Genomic DNA, 14412 nt, shown 5'->3' on the forward strand with positions numbered 1-14412 from the left:
GGACAAACGCCTTGCAGACCTGCCACACGGCCCGCTCACCGCTTCTTCCGCCCGTTCACGATCCGGTCGGGGAGCTGTCCGACCTGCCGCAAGAGCTGGAACGCTGGGCGGTTTTTGCCGACCACTCCGGCTGCCCCGAGCCCCAGAGCGCCGCACATCTGCGCGCCTGTCTGGCCCGTGCACGGGCGCATGGCGGCTGGCGCTGGCCCGGCAGACCGGTGGTCTTTCTCTCCGATACCCATGCCGATGCCGAAGGTTTCCTGCGCTCGCTGGTGGCGGCGGGGCTGATCCGGCGCGATCCGGGCACGGGTGGCGGCTTCGACCTGACCACCTTTGGCCGCGTCGCGACGATCCTGATCGGCGGCGATTGCCTCGATAAGGGGCCAAGCAACCTCGATATGCTGGATGCGCTGGGGGCCCTGATGGCCAAGGGGCCGGACGTGCACATCCTTGCGGGCAACCACGATCTGCGCCTGCGCCTCGCCGTGAGCGCCCTGCACGCCAGGCCCAGCGCCCTGACCGAGCATCTGCTGGTGCGCATGGGGCGCAAGATCATCCCCTTGCTGCGCGAAGTGCATGATCGCTACGTCACTGCTGCGGATCTCGCCGCCCTGCCCGAGGAGGCCACCTGCCGCGCCCGGCTGCATCCCCGTGCCGGATGGGCGGATCGCTTCTCCGCCGCGGCGGTTCAGCACCTCACACCCGCCGCCGTGACGCAAGAGATCGCCAAGCTGCATCAAAAAGCCACCCAGTTTGACCGCGAGCTTGCCAAAGCGGGCCTCAGTGCCCGCGAGACCCTGGCGGCGGCGCTGAAATGCCAGGATGTGTTCTTTGCGCCGGGTGGCGACTACGCCTGGTTTTATGACGCGATGGATGTGGTCTGCCGGTTGGGCTCGCTGTTGTTCGTGCACGCGGGCGTGGACGACAGCATGTGTGATGTGCTGGCCGACGGCGGGCCGCAGGCGGTGAATGCCCGCTACCGCGCCGAACAGGGCGCGCACCCCTTTGCGTTTTACTTCGGCCCGCTGGCCAATCTGGTGCGCACCAAATACCGCAGATCCGACGCCGCGCTGACGGATCGGGGCGTTGCAACCCTGCATCGCCTCGGCATCCATATGGTGGTGCAAGGGCATGTGAACAATCATGCCGGCCAGCGGTTGCTGGCCAAGAACGGGCTGCTGCATCTGGAAGGCGACGTGACGCTGGATCGGGTGTCGCGCCGCTCCGAGGGGCTCTCTGGCATCGGCGCCGGGGCGACCTTGATCTTTCCCAGTGGGGATGTCATCGGTTTGAGCAGGGATTACCCAAGGGCCAAACATTTCGCGCCCGAGCGGCATTATTCTCTGGCATGACGTCACGCGCAGGCGGGCAACGGGACAGGCAACATGGCCAAGGACGACAATTCGCGGGACAACGCACGGTTTCGCCACGACTCTCTGCAGGATCGCAAGACGGTCAAGACGCTGATTGATGCGATATCCAAGGGGCTCGCAAAGGGCGAGCTAACCCTCAGCGACGAGGATGGCGATATCGTCCTCAACCCCGAAGGGCTGATGACCCTGCGCATCCGGGCCGAGCGCAACGATGGTCAATGCAAGGTCGATTTTCGTGTCAGCTGGACCGAGCGCGACGACGATCTGCGCGAAAAAGCCCCGCCAAAGATCAAGACCCGCTGATCGGGGGCCGGGTCATCCCCGCCCCCGAGTTCAACCGCTTATGAGGCCGGGCCAAGCGTCTCGCAGCTGACATTGCGCGAGGTCAGGCGGCGGCAGGCCAGTTCGGCGCTCTCTTTGGTCATGCCGAGGAAGTTGGCATCAAAGCCACGTGGGCTTTGCACGACTTTGCGCAGCGATCCGTCCAGTGTCTCCATCTCGGCGAGTGCGGTGCGCAGCAGGACTTTTTCCGCCTGGAACCGGGTGGTGTAGCGCCCCACGTTGATGCCCCAGTAGCGCCCGCCAGAGGGCGAGAGCCGCGTGACCACCACCGGCTCTTCTTCTGCCGAGGCGAGCTTGGTGTTGAAAGACGCCGGGCGCATCTGCGGGCGCGGGCCGGTGTAATGGCGCTGTACCGGTGCCGATACCGCCTTGACGACGGCGGTCTGGATCTCTGCCTGGAGCGTTTCATTGCCAACGGAGGTGACCTCCGGCTCGTCGGGCCGCGCCACCGGGGTCAGGGCGGACACTTCGGTGACTTCCAGAATGGCGCTGTTGATCCCGGATTGCAGGGCGTCACTGTCAAGCGAAGCCACTTGAACCACTTCCTCCGCGTCCTCCTCCGGGGTTTCCACCTCGGCGACAAGCACCGTGGCGGTGACCGGTCGGGCCTTGGGTCGCGGCGTCTTCTCGACCACGCCGCTCAGTCGGATGGTTTTGCCAGCCACGCCCGGGCTGCCGCCTCCGGCCACCTGGATGCCACCATTGCCCAGATAGGGCGGCAGCGCCGGTTTTTGCAATTTCGCATAGGAGGGTGCCCTGCGGAAACCGAGGTCCAGAAGCTCGGCGACCTTGGCATTGCGGGCCGCGGTGGATTTGCCACCAAAGACGGTGGCAATGATGCGCTCGTCGCCGCGTTTGGCCGAGGACACCAAGTTGAACCCCGCCGCACGGGTATATCCGGTCTTGATCCCGTCCGCGCCCTTATAGGCGGCCAGAAAACGACGATTGGTATTATAGACCACCTTCATCCCCGCATCGGTCGAGCGCCGCGAGAAGAGGTTATAATACTCTGGATAATCATAAAGGATGTGGCGTCCGAGGATGGTCATGTCATGCGCGGTGGACAAATGCCCCTCGCGGGTCAGGCCATTGGCGTTCTTGAAGGTGGTGCGGGTCATGCCCAGCGCCTTGGCGGTGCGGTTCATCCGGCGCGCGAAGGCCTCTTCGGAGCCGGAGATTGCCTCGCCGATCGCCGTGGCCGCGTCATTCGCGGATTTCACCGCCGCCGCGCGGATCAGATAGCGCAGGGCGATCTTCTGGCCGTAGCGAAGCCCCAGTTCCGAGGGCGGTTCCGCTTCGGCGTTGCGCGACACGGTCACCATCGTGTCCAGCGTGATCTCGCCATTTCGGACCGCCTCAAAGGCGATGTAGAGCGTCATCATCTTGGTCAGGGAGGCCGGATGCAGCCGGGTGTCGGCGTTGCGCGCATGCAGAACCTCGCCGGTGCGCGCATCCATCACCATGGCCGCATAGGGCGCAGCACCAGCCGGTGCCGCCTGCATCGTGGCCAGAGCAACCACCAGCCCCGCAGCAAACATGCCCCATCGCATAGGACTGCACTGCACCCGAGTGATTTTGCGACGAATCATCTGCCCTGACGCGCGGACACACCTCTCCCATAGGGAAGAGGGACGACCGCCGTCGACCCAAGATATCACTGCCATATATGCCTCGCGCCGCCGGTTTTCCGGCTGACTGTTTGTTTGCCTATGGCTTGAAACCTACCACAGCCTTAACTCGGAATAAACCATGGAAACATAGGCGAATTCTCGCTCGCAGGCCCGAGATTCCGACATTTGGTGGCGGGTTTTTCCCCAGCTACCAGATGTCGAAATTGTTAAGGTTCTGTTAGTAAAAAACTTGCGCCGATTTCTTGGAAAATGTGGTGCCGCTTCAGGTCGTCACGCTCAGATACTGCGGCGAAAGGAAGCGCAATTCGATGCCCAAGCCGCAGGACTCCGGCAACTGCGGCGCGATCTGGCGGGCCAGTTCGTTCTGCAAAGCGGTCAGAAAGGCCGAATCTCGATGCGGTTTTTCAAGCAAGGCCACCTGCAACAGCACATGGCGATGATGGGTAACCTCCACCGCAAAGGCCCGTCCCTTGCAGGCGCCGGCAGAGGAGTCAGAGGTCTGGATCACGGTTTCGACCGTGGCCAGCAGGCGCGCACCGTCGAGTGCAAGGTCAGCGGAATAGTAGAGATCAGCTTGGGGCATGGGATACCTGTCAATCAGTGTCAGCCGAGCTGCGCGATCAGATCAGGCAGCGCGCTCAGGTCTTCTATCTCGTGATAGCGCGGACTGTCCACGGGCGGCTCGGCATGTTCGACCTCCCAGACCAGCCCATGCGGCACATAGACCCCATGCCCTCCGGCCTCGACCACCGGCACCACGTCGGATCGCATCGAATTGCCCGCCATCACGGCCCGCGCAACGCCATCACCGTGGCGCGCGAAAATCTCGGTGTAGACCTCTGGGGTCTTCTCTGACACCACCTCGACCGCGTCAAACAGCTCCCCCAGCCCCGATTGCGCCAGCTTGCGTTCCTGATCCAGCAAATCGCCCTTGGTGATGAGTACCACGCGATAGTCCTGTGCCGCGGCCTCCACCGCCGTGCGCGCATGGGGCAACAGCTCGATCGGGAAGGACAGCATCATCTGCCCCGCTTCCAGCAGTTCCTTGATCACAGAGGCCGGCACCCGCCCCTCGGTCAGGTCAATGGCGGTCTCGATCATCGACAGGGTGAAGCCCTTCACCCCATAGCCATAGGTGCCGAGGTTGCGTTTTTCCGCGTCCAGAAGCTTGCGGTCCAGTTCTTCGGGGCCCATATCATCGGGGGTGTGGTCCATCAGCAGTTCGGCAAACCGATCCTGCGTCACGCGGAAGAACCGCTCGTTGTGCCACAAGGTATCGTCGGCATCAAAACCGATAGTGGTAATCCTGCGTGCCATTATCCTGCTCTCAATCCCTTTTCCTTACGGGCTCTTCCCCTATATAAGCCGGTGACGAATGCAGATGCACGACTGGAAACCTTGGATCTTATGCTAAAGCACCCCGTGATGATGTCGGACAATTCAGAGGACGACAGCGACCTTGGCCTGCTGACCAAGACCCGTCCGCGCACCCAACGACCACCGCGCTACAAGGTGCTGCTGCTCAATGACGACTACACCCCGATGGAGTTCGTGGTCATTGTGCTGGAGCGTTTCTTTGGCATGAATCATGCGCAAGCCTTTGAAATCATGCTGACAGTTCACAAGAAAGGCCTGGCGGTCGTAGGTGTGTTCAGCCATGAAATCGCCGAGACCAAAGTGGCGCAGGTAATGGATTACGCCCGCCGCCACCAGCACCCGTTGCAGTGCACTATGGAAAAGGAAGAGTGACCGCGCGCGTCGCTGGTCCGTCCCGGAAAGGTTTCACATTATGTCTCAACGCCTGAGCCTCGCGGTTCAATCGGGCGATTTCGCTGTTCCCGAAGAGGGGCGAATCGCCGTGTTCCATCCGCGCGAGGGGCACGATCTCTCGGCCCTGCCCGCGTCCCGGGTGCAGCTGATCCAGCCTTTGAAACCCGACAACGCCTATTGGGCGGCGCAGGGCTTCGACTGCGCCGCGACAATCGCCGACACGGCAGAGTTTGCAGCCGCCGTGGTGTTTATCCCCCGCGCCAAACCACTGGCCCGTCAACTGGTGGCGCAGGCATCTGCGGCAACGTCAGGTCCGGTGCTGATTGATGGTGCCAAGACCGACGGCATTGATTCCCTGCTGAAAGAGCTGAAAAAGCGCAGCACCCCTTCGGCGGCGATTTCCAAGGCACATGGCAAGGCCTTCTGGATTCCCGGCGGGCTGGATCTGTCCGACTGGATCCTTGCCCCGCAGCAGATCGAGGGCGGCTTTGTCACGCTGCCCGGCGTGTTTTCCGCCGATGGCATCGACACTGCCTCGCGCCTGCTGGCCGAGGCCCTGCCCGCCAAGCTCGGTCGCGTGGTGGCGGATCTCGGGGCCGGTTGGGGCTATCTCGCGGCGCAGGCCCTGAGCCGCGACAATGTAGAGACGCTGCATCTGGTTGAAGCGGATCAATCCGCCCTCACCTGCGCCCAGCGCAATGTTTCGGATGCGCGGGCGCAGTTTCACTGGGCCGATGCCCGCGACTGGGGCACGGCCCAGAGCGTGGATACCGTGGTGATGAACCCGCCGTTTCATACGGGACGCGCGGCAGAGCCCTCGCTGGGGCAGGCCTTTATCACCAATGCGGCGCGGCTGCTGAAACCGGCAGGGCAGCTCTGGCTGGTGGCCAATCGCCACCTGCCCTACGAGACCGCGCTGACCGAGCTTTTTGCGGCGGTGGATGAGGTTGCGGGCGACAATCGCTTCAAGATCCTACATGCCAGCCGTCCACGCCGGAGGCGCTGAGGCAAGCGTCGCAAATCACGGTTCATTTCCACCGGGCTTGCGGCTATCGTCAGCGGGACTCGCGGCGCGATCCCGGCCCGGTCCGGCCCCAGATCAGGGGCAACGCCCCGACGCAGGCATGACGCCGCCCCTGACGCAGACAAGGATCTTCTCATGAGCTTTTCCCTCTCCGGCAAAACCGCCATTGTGACCGGTGCCGCCAATGGCATTGGCCTCGCCATCGGGCGCCAGTTCGCCAAGGAAGGCGCCAACGTCATGTTTGTGGATCAGGACGAGGCCGCGCTGTTGCAGGAACTCGGCGATGACATGGAGGACAGCAACATCCGCCATTTCGCCGGTGATCTGCGCGAACGGCTGACCATCGCCAATCTGCTGTCGGCCACCATCGACGCCTTTGATCAGGTCGATATCCTTGTGAACGGGGCCCGCAAAGTGGTGGCCAGCGAGCCGCTGAACCCGGATGACGAAAGCGTCGAATTCCTGCTCAAACACAATCTGATGTCCACCCTGAGGCTGTCGCAGCTGGTCGCCAAACGGATGATCCGTCAGGGCGAGGAGCGCGAGGGCGAGGGCGTCAATGGCGCCATCATCAACCTCTCCTCGATTGCCGCCCGGCGCACCCACCCCGATTTGATGGGATACTCCGTGGCCTCGGCGGCGCTGGATCAGATGACGCGGTCGCTGGCGGTGTCGCTGGCGCCGCATAGGATCCGGGTGAATTCCATCGCCTTTGGCTCGGTGATGAGCGCCTCGATGCAGGCCACGCTCAAGGACAACCGCGCGATGCGCCAGGACATCGAGAAGCACACCCCCCTCAATCGCATCGCCGCCCCTGCCGAGCTGACCGAAACGGCGCAGTTCCTGGCCTCTGATGCTTCTGCCTTTATGACCGGGCAGGTGCTGACGCTGGATGGCGGGCGGACCCTGCTTGATCCCGTCACCGCGCCGGTGCATTGACGCCCTGACGACAACACCCCGAGGAGGAGCCGGCATGGCGGAGAACACCGGAGAAATGCGGCAGGAAAAGGCACGCGCGGCGGCCTGGTTCCGCGAGCTGCGCGATCAGATCGTTGCGAGCTTTGAAGCGCTGGAAGACAGCCATGCCGAGGGGCCCTTTGCCGATATGGCTGCCGGGCGGTTTGAGGTCTCCACCACCACACGCAGCGCTGACGACGGCTCTGACGCCGGGGGCGGCTTGATGAGCGTGATGCGCGGGGGCCGGGTCTTTGAAAAGGTCGGCGTCAATATCTCCGAGGTTTACGGCATCCTGGGCGAGCGCGCGCAAAACGCGATGGCGGCGCGCAAGGGGCTGCCCGGCATGAAGGACGACCCGCGCTTCTGGGCCTCGGGCATCTCATTGGTTGCCCATATGCGCAACCCGCATGTCCCGGCGGTGCATATGAACACGCGGATGTTCTGGACCCCGCATGGCTGGTGGTTTGGCGGCGGTTCCGACCTCAACCCCTGTATCGAGTATGCCGAGGACACGGCACATTTCCACGGCGTGCAGCAGGCGCATCTGGATCCGCACGGGGCTGATCTCTATCCGCGGCTGAAAGCCTGGGCGGATGAATATTTCTACATTCCCCACCGGGGGCGGGCGCGTGGCGTTGGCGGGATTTTTCTGGATGACCACAACAGCGGCGATTGGGACGCGGATTTTGCGCTGATACAGGACATCGGCCGGGCCTTCCTGCCCGCCTTTGTGCCGCTGGTGGAAAAACGCCGCCCGCTGTCCTGCAATGAGGCCGACAAGGATGCGCAGCTCATCCATCGCGGGCTCTATGCGGAATATAACCTGGTCTATGACCGGGGCACCAAATTCGGGCTTGAAACCGGGCATGATGCCAATGCGGTGCTGATGAGCCTGCCGCCGCTGGCCAAATGGGTTTGACGCCCGGCCTGCGATAGGCTTAGAAGCCACCGCATCGGTGTGTTCCCGCCCATGATCACGGCTTTGGCACCAAAACGTGGCATTGCCTGTTGATGCTTGCTTCTGTCTCCGGCTCTATGGGGGCGGCAGGTTTTTGACAGGTGTATAGTGATGTTTCGATTTGGTCTTGGGATTGGTATTTTGGCGGTGCTGGCGGGCTGTGGCAGCACAATGCGCGAACCGGTGGCGCCGCCGCCGCTGGTGGCGGAACAGGCCGAACGGGTGGTGGACCCGGATTTTGCCCGCGCCTATGCCACGCTGGCGACCTTTCCGCGCTATGGGGACAGCGATCCGCACGACTGGGAAAGCCGCGAGCCCTGGGCCTATCCGATCCATGGCATCGACGTGGCGCGCTATCAGGGGGATATCGACTGGCAGGAGGTACGCAAATCCGGTGTCTCCTTTGCCTGGATCAAGGCCACCGAGGGCGGCGATCATCTGGACGAGACATTCAAATCCAACTGGCGCGGCGCCAAGCGCGCGGGGCTGCGGCGCGGCGCCTATCATTTCTATTACTTCTGCCGCTCGCCCGAAGAGCAGGCGCGCTGGTACATCCGCAATGTGCCCAAGGATCCAAACGGCCTGCCGCCGGTGCTGGATATCGAATGGAACCATGCCTCCCCCAGCTGCAAACGCCGCCCCTCCGGCGTTGAGGCCCGCCATGAAGCAGAGCGCTTCCTGAAGAAGATCGAGGCGCATTACGGCCGCCGCCCCGTGATTTATACCACGGTGGATTTTTACCGCGACACCGGCATCGGGCGCCTGAACGGGGTGGATTTCTGGCTGCGCTCGGTGGCGGGACATCCGCAGGAGGTCTATCCGAGTGCCCATTGGGCCTTCTGGCAATATACCGGAACCGGCACGGTGCCGGGGATCGACGGGGATGTGGATCTCAATGTCTTTGCCGGCAGCGCCGAGAGCTGGTTGAGCTGGCTTGGGTATCGCAAATACCTGCCTGTCGCGGAGCCAGCACAACAAACGATCACGGCATCGAATTAGCGCCCGCCCCACCGTCGTGAGGGCGGACGCGGAAGCGCAGGCGCGGGCCCCCTCTGTCAGATGGTAAAGAACCCGTCGCCCGCCCGCGCACGCAGATCTTGCGCCAGGCGGCGCCCGAGGTCGGCACCCTCCGCAATGGGAGCGCTGCCCTGGGCGCTCAGCACTTCACTGCCATCGGGGCGCAGGATCTCTCCGCGCAGATGCAGCGTATCGCCGTCCAGCTCCGCAAGCGCGGCAATTGGTGTCTCGCAGGAGCCATCCAGCGCCGCGAGGAACGCGCGCTCCGCACTCAGGCGCTGGCCGGTTTCTGCGTCATGGATCGCGGCGAGCATCTCGGCGGTGCGGCTGTCCTGGCTGCGCCGCTCGATGCCGATCGCGCCCTGCGCCACAGCGGGCAGCAGCTCGTCTTCGGGAATCGGCGTTGCGGGGATTGCGGCGTGCAGACCAAGCCGGCGCAGACCCGCCATGGCGAGGAAGGTCGCTTCGGCCACCCCGTCATGCAGCTTTTGCAGCCGGGTCTGCACATTGCCGCGGAACTCCACCACCTGCAAATCGGGACGCCGCTGCAACAGCTGCGCCCGCCGCCGCAGCGACGAGGTGCCAACCACGGCGCCCTGCGGCAGGTCGCTGATCGCGCCATATCCAGGCGAGACAAAGGCGTCGCGCACGTCTTCGCGCGGCAGGTAACAATCCAGCATCAGCCCTTCGGGCTGTTCGGTGGGCATGTCCTTCATCGAATGCACGGCGATGTCGATGCGACCTGCGCTCAGCGCCTCTTCGATCTCCTTGGTGAACAGCCCCTTGTTGCCGATCTCCTTCAACGGGCGGTCCGCGTCGATCATGGCGCGGTTGTCGCCGGTGGTCTTGATCACCACGATCTCGAACGCCTCGGCCGCCAGATCAAAGGCGCGGGCCAGCCGGTCGCGGGTCTCATGGGCCTGGGCCAGCGCCAGCGGAGAGCCGCGGGTGCCGATCTTCAGGGGGGAGGCGGGAGTGGGCAGGGTCAAACTCATGGGGTCGAGGATTAATCGCGACATTATGCCATGGCAAGCGCAAGCATGCAGTCGGGGGCAAGGCTTGACAATTTGCCGCTGACACGTGACCTCAGGGAGACCTGAGCAAAGAGGGGCAAAGCATGGGCCAACAGAAGACGATCCTGCGCGCATTGGCGGGCGAAACACTGGATGTGCCGCCGATCTGGATGATGCGCCAGGCCGGTCGCTACCTGCCGGAATACCGCGCCACCCGCGCCGAGGCCGGTGATTTCCTGAGCCTGTGCTACAACCCGGAGCTGGCGACCGAGGTGACCTTGCAGCCAATCCGCCGCTACGGTTTTGATGCCGCGATCCTGTTTGCCGATATCCTGCTGGTGCCGCAGGCGCTGGGGGCGGATGTGTGGTTTGTCACCGGCGAGGGCCCGCGGCTGTCGACAATCACCAGCGCGGAGGATTTTGCCAAGCTTGCCCCCGCCAGCGACATCCACGAGACCCTGAACCCGATCTATCAGACCGTGCGCAACCTCGCCGGGGCGCTGCCGCGCGAGACCACGCTCATTGGCTTTGCCGGGGCGCCCTGGACCGTGGCGACCTATATGATTGCCGGGCGCGGCACCCCGGATCAGGGGCCCGCGCATGCGCTAAAGGCCGAGAACACCGCCCTGTTCGAGGCGCTTCTGGCCCGCATCACCGAGGCCACCATCGAATATCTCTCGGCGCAGATCGAAGCCGGCGCCGAGGTGGTCAAGATCTTTGACAGCTGGGCGGGATCGCTGAAAGGCGCGGATTTTGACAAATACGCGCTGGAGCCTGCGCGCCAGATCACCGCAGCGCTGAAGGCGCGGCACCCGGGCATTCCGGTAATCGGCTTCCCGCGCGAAGCGGGCGAGAAATACATCGGCTTTCATGCCGCAACCGGCGTGGATTGCGTGGCACTGGACAATTCCGTTGCCCCCGACTGGGCGGCGGAACATGTGCAATCCGCGGGCTGCGTTCAGGGCAACCTTGCCTCCTCGCATATGGTCACCGGCGGCGCCGATCTGGTAACAGAGACCCGCAAGATCGTGACCGCCTTTTCCAAGGGGCCGCATATCTTCAACCTGGGCCACGGCATCACCCCCGATGCAAACCCGGACAATGTCCAGTTGATGATCGACACCGTGCGCGAGGGCCGCATCGCCTGATTGTCCCCGCGCCGGATCGGCGCAGGCATTCATGGCTGTATTGCGTCCGCCTAAGCGTGGCCTGACGGAGCAGAGGCTGCGCGCTCTGCCAGCAGTGTCGTTGCGATCTCCATCGCCCCCTCCCGAGACGGGGCGAGCCGCAACGGGTAGCCCCAGAATTTGGAAAAGGCCACGCCGAAGGATTTGAACAGCAGCCGCGTTGCGGCGCTTGGTTCGATCACGATCATTGCCAGCACCCGCGACCGCAGCTCCGCTTTATGCGCCTTCATCCACAACACGGTGCGTTTCTTTTCGTCCTGGCTGTGCGCGTGGGGTTCGGTCGGCGCGTTGTCGGTCAGGATCACGAAAGGGGCGCCGCGCTTGAGGCATGTCTCCAGCGCGGCGAAGTCCTCGTCGTGGCTGTGATCCTGCCCTGTATCATAGCGCATCCAGACCAGCGGGAAATCGGTGATTTCCAAAGGCATATGGCGTCTCCTTGCCGACTCGGGGCGCAGCTCAAGGCGCATCACGACCAAGAGCGCCACCTGTCACGTCTCACCCGGAGCAATACCTGCCTCGGGGATTGGCGTCATTGCGCAATACTGACATTATCTATCGCAATCCGGCCAATCTGACAGAGCGAGGATTTTGATGTATCTCGACGCCCGTAGCGACTGGCTTGCCTATGTGGATGACATCCCTCGCGCGCTTGTCGCGGCCAATGTGACCGCCGATCTTGCAGCGCTGGAGCAATCCCAGCGCCATCACCATCGCAAGGCGCAGCTACTGTACACGCTGCGCGGCGTCATCAACTGCGAAGTCGACGAAGCGCTCTGGATCGTGCCACCGCAATGCGCTGTGTGGATCCCCGGCACCCTGCCCCACACGGTATTCGGCTCTGGCGAGGTAGAGTGCATTTCCCTCTTCATTGATCCGCCAGAGGCGGCGCAGCTACCCACCGATTGCTGTACGATCACGGTCTCGGATTTTTTTCGCCACCTCTTGGTTCGGGCCAATACACTGCCAGAACTCTATGAAGTGGACGGACCTGACGGTCGGATCGTGTCTGTCATCTTTGATGAACTGGCCGCGGCCCCGGTCGAGGATCTGCGTCTGCCGACCCCCGGTGATCCACGCCTGAAGAAGCTGACGGAGCTGTTGATCGCGGCCCCTGCGGACCATGCCAGCGTCGCGGAATGGGCCTCGCGCGTTGCACTCAGCGAACGCAGCCTGAGCCGCCTGTTGGTACAGGAGCTGGGGATGAGTTTCGGCCGCTGGCGCCGCCAGTTGCATATAGTCTTGGCCCTGCGACAGCTGAGCGCCGGCCAGACCGTCCAGGCCGTCGCGCTTGATCTCGGCTATGAGAGCGCCAGCAGTTTCGGAACCATGTTTCGCAAGATGGTCGGCCACCCCCCGAGCCGCTATCTGCAAGAACGGCGCAGGACGGCCCCCAAGGATCAGGGCACGCGATAAGCGCATCAGCTAGCCCCGTCAAAGGGTGTAGATGCGCCGACAAATCCGCCGTAAAAGCGGTGATCCGGCCCGCCAGCAGAACGGCGACGGGCCGGATCATTGTGGTCAACGGCGACGCCGCCCGTTAACGGAGGACTTCGGTCCAGACCCGGGTGTAGAGCTCATTCACCTCGGGCGAGCAGACTTCCTGCCAGCCGCCGGCGGCCTTCAGATCGTCGGGAATGTTGAGCTCGGGCGCGTTTGCCAGTTCCGGGCGCATGAACTTCTCGGAGCCTTCAATGGCGTTCTGATAGGTCGCAAAGTTGGAAATCAGCGCGGCGTTTTCAGGATCCATGATGAAGTTCTGGAACAGCTTGGCATTTTCAGGATGCGGCGCATCGGTGAGCACCATCATGCTCTCCATGAAGAAGCTATAGCCTTCTTTCGGAAAACCCCAGCGGATGTCATCATTGACTTCCCGCGCGCGGAAGGCGGCACCGTTCCAGTAGAAGGACGCGTACCAGTCGCGGGTGTCCATCTTCTCCAGACCGTATTCCATCGAAATCCAGTACTGCTTGGCATAGAGCATCTGGTCGAGCACAGATTTCAGCAGCTCGCGGTCGTCAGAACACCATTCGCCGCCCATGTAGCGGATCGCCGCATACATCACGTCGTTCATTTCCGGTGCGACGTTGATCTTGCCGCGCAGCTCCTCCGGCGGGTCCAGCCAGATGGCGCTGGTATCGACATCGCCATCGTAATATTTCGACGCGACCACCGGCCCGGCTGTGCCCCAGAGCCAGGGCGAGGAATATTTGCGGCCCGGATCCCAGGGCGGATCGCGCCACTCTTCCTTGACGTTCTTGAAGTTCTCCATCTCGAAAACATTGGTCTGCTGAACCAGGCCCTCCTTGATCCAGATCGGGATGAAGTTCGCGGAGGGGTTCACCAGGTCAAAGCCGGACCCGCCCGCGCGCACCTTGGACAGCGCGGTGTCGTTGCTGTCATATTCGGTCAGCGTGACCTTCACGTCATATTTTTCGGCAAACTTCTCAAGCAGTTCGGGGCTTGTGTAATCGCCCCAGTTAAAGATGTTCAGCTCCCCTTCAGCCTGGGCCGCGCCGGTAAGCGTGGCAAAGACCAAGGCGCTGGTCGTTGCGAGTGTCTTGAACATTTTCATGTCCTCCTTGTTGGTGGTTTTGTTGTTGGTTGTTTTTGTTTTGTTATGGGTCGTTAGTTTTTCTTGCGGTTGAAGATGAAGAACACCGAAACCGCCATGATGCTGATCACCAGAAGCACAGTCGCCGCCGCGTTGACCTCCGGGGTGATGTCGCGCCGGAGCTGGCCCAGCATGTAGGTGGGCAACGTGTCCTGACCGCCAGATTTGACGAATTCCGAGATCACCACGTTGTCGAGCGAGATCGCGAAGGCCAGCAGGAACCCCGCCAGCACCCCCGGCGCCATGAGCGGCAGCGTCACATAGCGAAAGCTTGCCCAGGGCGTCGCATAAAGATCGGCGGCGGCGCGTTCATAGGTCAGGTCCATGCCCTCCAGCCGCGCGCGGATCGGCAGATAGGCGAAGGGGATGCAGAAGGCGGCATGGGCCAGAAAGATGTAGGCAGGGCCGCTGTAGCCGGTCCAGACCTTGATCCGGGCAAATACGATGAGCAACGCCACGCCGGTCACGATCTCGGGCACGATCAGCGGTTGGTTCAGCAGGGCGTATTTGGTCGTCAGCCCGCGATAGG

General features: G+C 63.0%; 16 protein-coding genes. 9 read left to right on the forward strand and 7 right to left on the reverse strand.

Going from position 1 to position 14412, the window contains the following annotated elements; translation table 11 throughout:
* The first annotated feature begins 11 nt into the window (after positions 1 to 11).
* A complete protein-coding gene (locus tag HCZ87_RS09690) occupies positions 12 to 1352 on the forward strand; it encodes a metallophosphoesterase (protein ID WP_254868589.1) in 1341 nt (446 codons plus the stop codon).
* A 33-nt stretch (positions 1353 to 1385) separates the two neighbouring features.
* A complete protein-coding gene (locus tag HCZ87_RS09695) occupies positions 1386 to 1676 on the forward strand; it encodes an amphi-Trp domain-containing protein (protein WP_167643556.1) in 291 nt (96 codons plus the stop codon).
* Between the two features lie 38 nt (positions 1677 to 1714).
* On the opposite strand, the gene HCZ87_RS09700 is transcribed toward HCZ87_RS09695, so the two are convergent.
* The 3 genes from HCZ87_RS09700 to HCZ87_RS09710 form a co-directional block, all read right to left on the reverse strand.
* Positions 1715 to 3253, reverse strand: coding sequence for a D-alanyl-D-alanine carboxypeptidase family protein (locus HCZ87_RS09700; RefSeq protein ID WP_254868590.1), 1539 nt, complete (start codon positions 3251 to 3253; stop codon positions 1715 to 1717).
* A 355-nt stretch (positions 3254 to 3608) separates the two neighbouring features.
* Complete coding sequence (locus tag HCZ87_RS09705; protein WP_167643558.1) at positions 3609 to 3929, reverse strand: hypothetical protein; 321 nt, start codon at positions 3927 to 3929, stop codon at positions 3609 to 3611.
* Positions 3930 to 3949: 20 nt separating this feature from the next.
* Complete coding sequence (locus HCZ87_RS09710) at positions 3950 to 4663, reverse strand: HAD family hydrolase (RefSeq protein WP_167643559.1); 714 nt, start codon at positions 4661 to 4663, stop codon at positions 3950 to 3952.
* Between the two features lie 90 nt (positions 4664 to 4753).
* Between HCZ87_RS09710 and clpS the strand changes: the two genes are divergently transcribed.
* The 5 genes from clpS to HCZ87_RS09735 all read left to right on the forward strand — a co-directional run bounded on the left by clpS (position 4754) and on the right by HCZ87_RS09735 (position 9054).
* Positions 4754 to 5095: an ATP-dependent Clp protease adapter ClpS gene (gene clpS, locus HCZ87_RS09715; RefSeq protein ID WP_167643560.1), complete on the forward strand. Its 342-nt coding sequence runs from the start codon at positions 4754 to 4756 to the stop codon at positions 5093 to 5095.
* A 40-nt stretch (positions 5096 to 5135) separates the two neighbouring features.
* A complete protein-coding gene (locus HCZ87_RS09720) occupies positions 5136 to 6122 on the forward strand; it encodes a class I SAM-dependent methyltransferase (RefSeq protein WP_167643561.1) in 987 nt (328 codons plus the stop codon).
* Positions 6123 to 6275: 153 nt separating this feature from the next.
* Positions 6276 to 7079 carry an SDR family NAD(P)-dependent oxidoreductase gene (locus HCZ87_RS09725; protein WP_167643562.1) on the forward strand — a complete coding sequence of 268 codons (804 nt, stop codon included), beginning with the start codon at positions 6276 to 6278 and terminating at the stop codon, positions 7077 to 7079.
* 34 nt (positions 7080 to 7113) lie between these two features.
* Positions 7114 to 8016: an oxygen-dependent coproporphyrinogen oxidase gene (gene hemF / locus HCZ87_RS09730; protein WP_167643563.1), complete on the forward strand. Its 903-nt coding sequence runs from the start codon at positions 7114 to 7116 to the stop codon at positions 8014 to 8016.
* Between the two features lie 150 nt (positions 8017 to 8166).
* Positions 8167 to 9054 (forward strand): GH25 family lysozyme, encoded by an 888-nt coding sequence (locus tag HCZ87_RS09735; RefSeq protein WP_167643564.1) that lies wholly within the window; start codon positions 8167 to 8169, stop codon positions 9052 to 9054.
* Positions 9055 to 9110: 56 nt separating this feature from the next.
* Here HCZ87_RS09735 and hemC read toward each other — a convergent pair whose 3' ends face one another.
* Complete coding sequence (gene hemC / locus HCZ87_RS09740) at positions 9111 to 10067, reverse strand: hydroxymethylbilane synthase (RefSeq protein WP_167643565.1); 957 nt, start codon at positions 10065 to 10067, stop codon at positions 9111 to 9113.
* A gap of 122 nt (positions 10068 to 10189) precedes the next feature.
* Between hemC and hemE the strand changes: the two genes are divergently transcribed.
* Positions 10190 to 11233 (forward strand): uroporphyrinogen decarboxylase, encoded by a 1044-nt coding sequence (hemE, locus tag HCZ87_RS09745; protein ID WP_167643566.1) that lies wholly within the window; start codon positions 10190 to 10192, stop codon positions 11231 to 11233.
* A 50-nt stretch (positions 11234 to 11283) separates the two neighbouring features.
* On the opposite strand, the gene HCZ87_RS09750 is transcribed toward hemE, so the two are convergent.
* Positions 11284 to 11697 carry a hypothetical protein gene (locus tag HCZ87_RS09750; RefSeq protein WP_167643567.1) on the reverse strand — a complete coding sequence of 138 codons (414 nt, stop codon included), beginning with the start codon at positions 11695 to 11697 and terminating at the stop codon, positions 11284 to 11286.
* Between the two features lie 166 nt (positions 11698 to 11863).
* Here HCZ87_RS09750 and HCZ87_RS09755 point away from each other — a divergent pair, with 166 nt between their 5' ends.
* Positions 11864 to 12685, forward strand: a complete 822-nt coding sequence (locus tag HCZ87_RS09755) for a helix-turn-helix domain-containing protein (protein ID WP_167643568.1) — start codon at positions 11864 to 11866, stop codon at positions 12683 to 12685.
* A 124-nt stretch (positions 12686 to 12809) separates the two neighbouring features.
* On the opposite strand, the gene HCZ87_RS09760 is transcribed toward HCZ87_RS09755, so the two are convergent.
* Both HCZ87_RS09760 and HCZ87_RS09765 read right to left on the reverse strand, forming a co-directional pair.
* A complete protein-coding gene (locus tag HCZ87_RS09760; RefSeq protein WP_167643569.1) occupies positions 12810 to 13838 on the reverse strand; it encodes an extracellular solute-binding protein in 1029 nt (342 codons plus the stop codon).
* Positions 13839 to 13897: 59 nt separating this feature from the next.
* Positions 13898 to 14412: ABC transporter permease (locus HCZ87_RS09765; protein WP_167643570.1), on the reverse strand; the 515-nt coding region annotated here is incomplete at its 5' end.

Origin of the sequence: Phaeobacter sp. HF9A, assembly GCF_011806385.1 — a bacterium.
Lineage (GTDB): Bacteria > Pseudomonadota > Alphaproteobacteria > Rhodobacterales > Rhodobacteraceae > Epibacterium.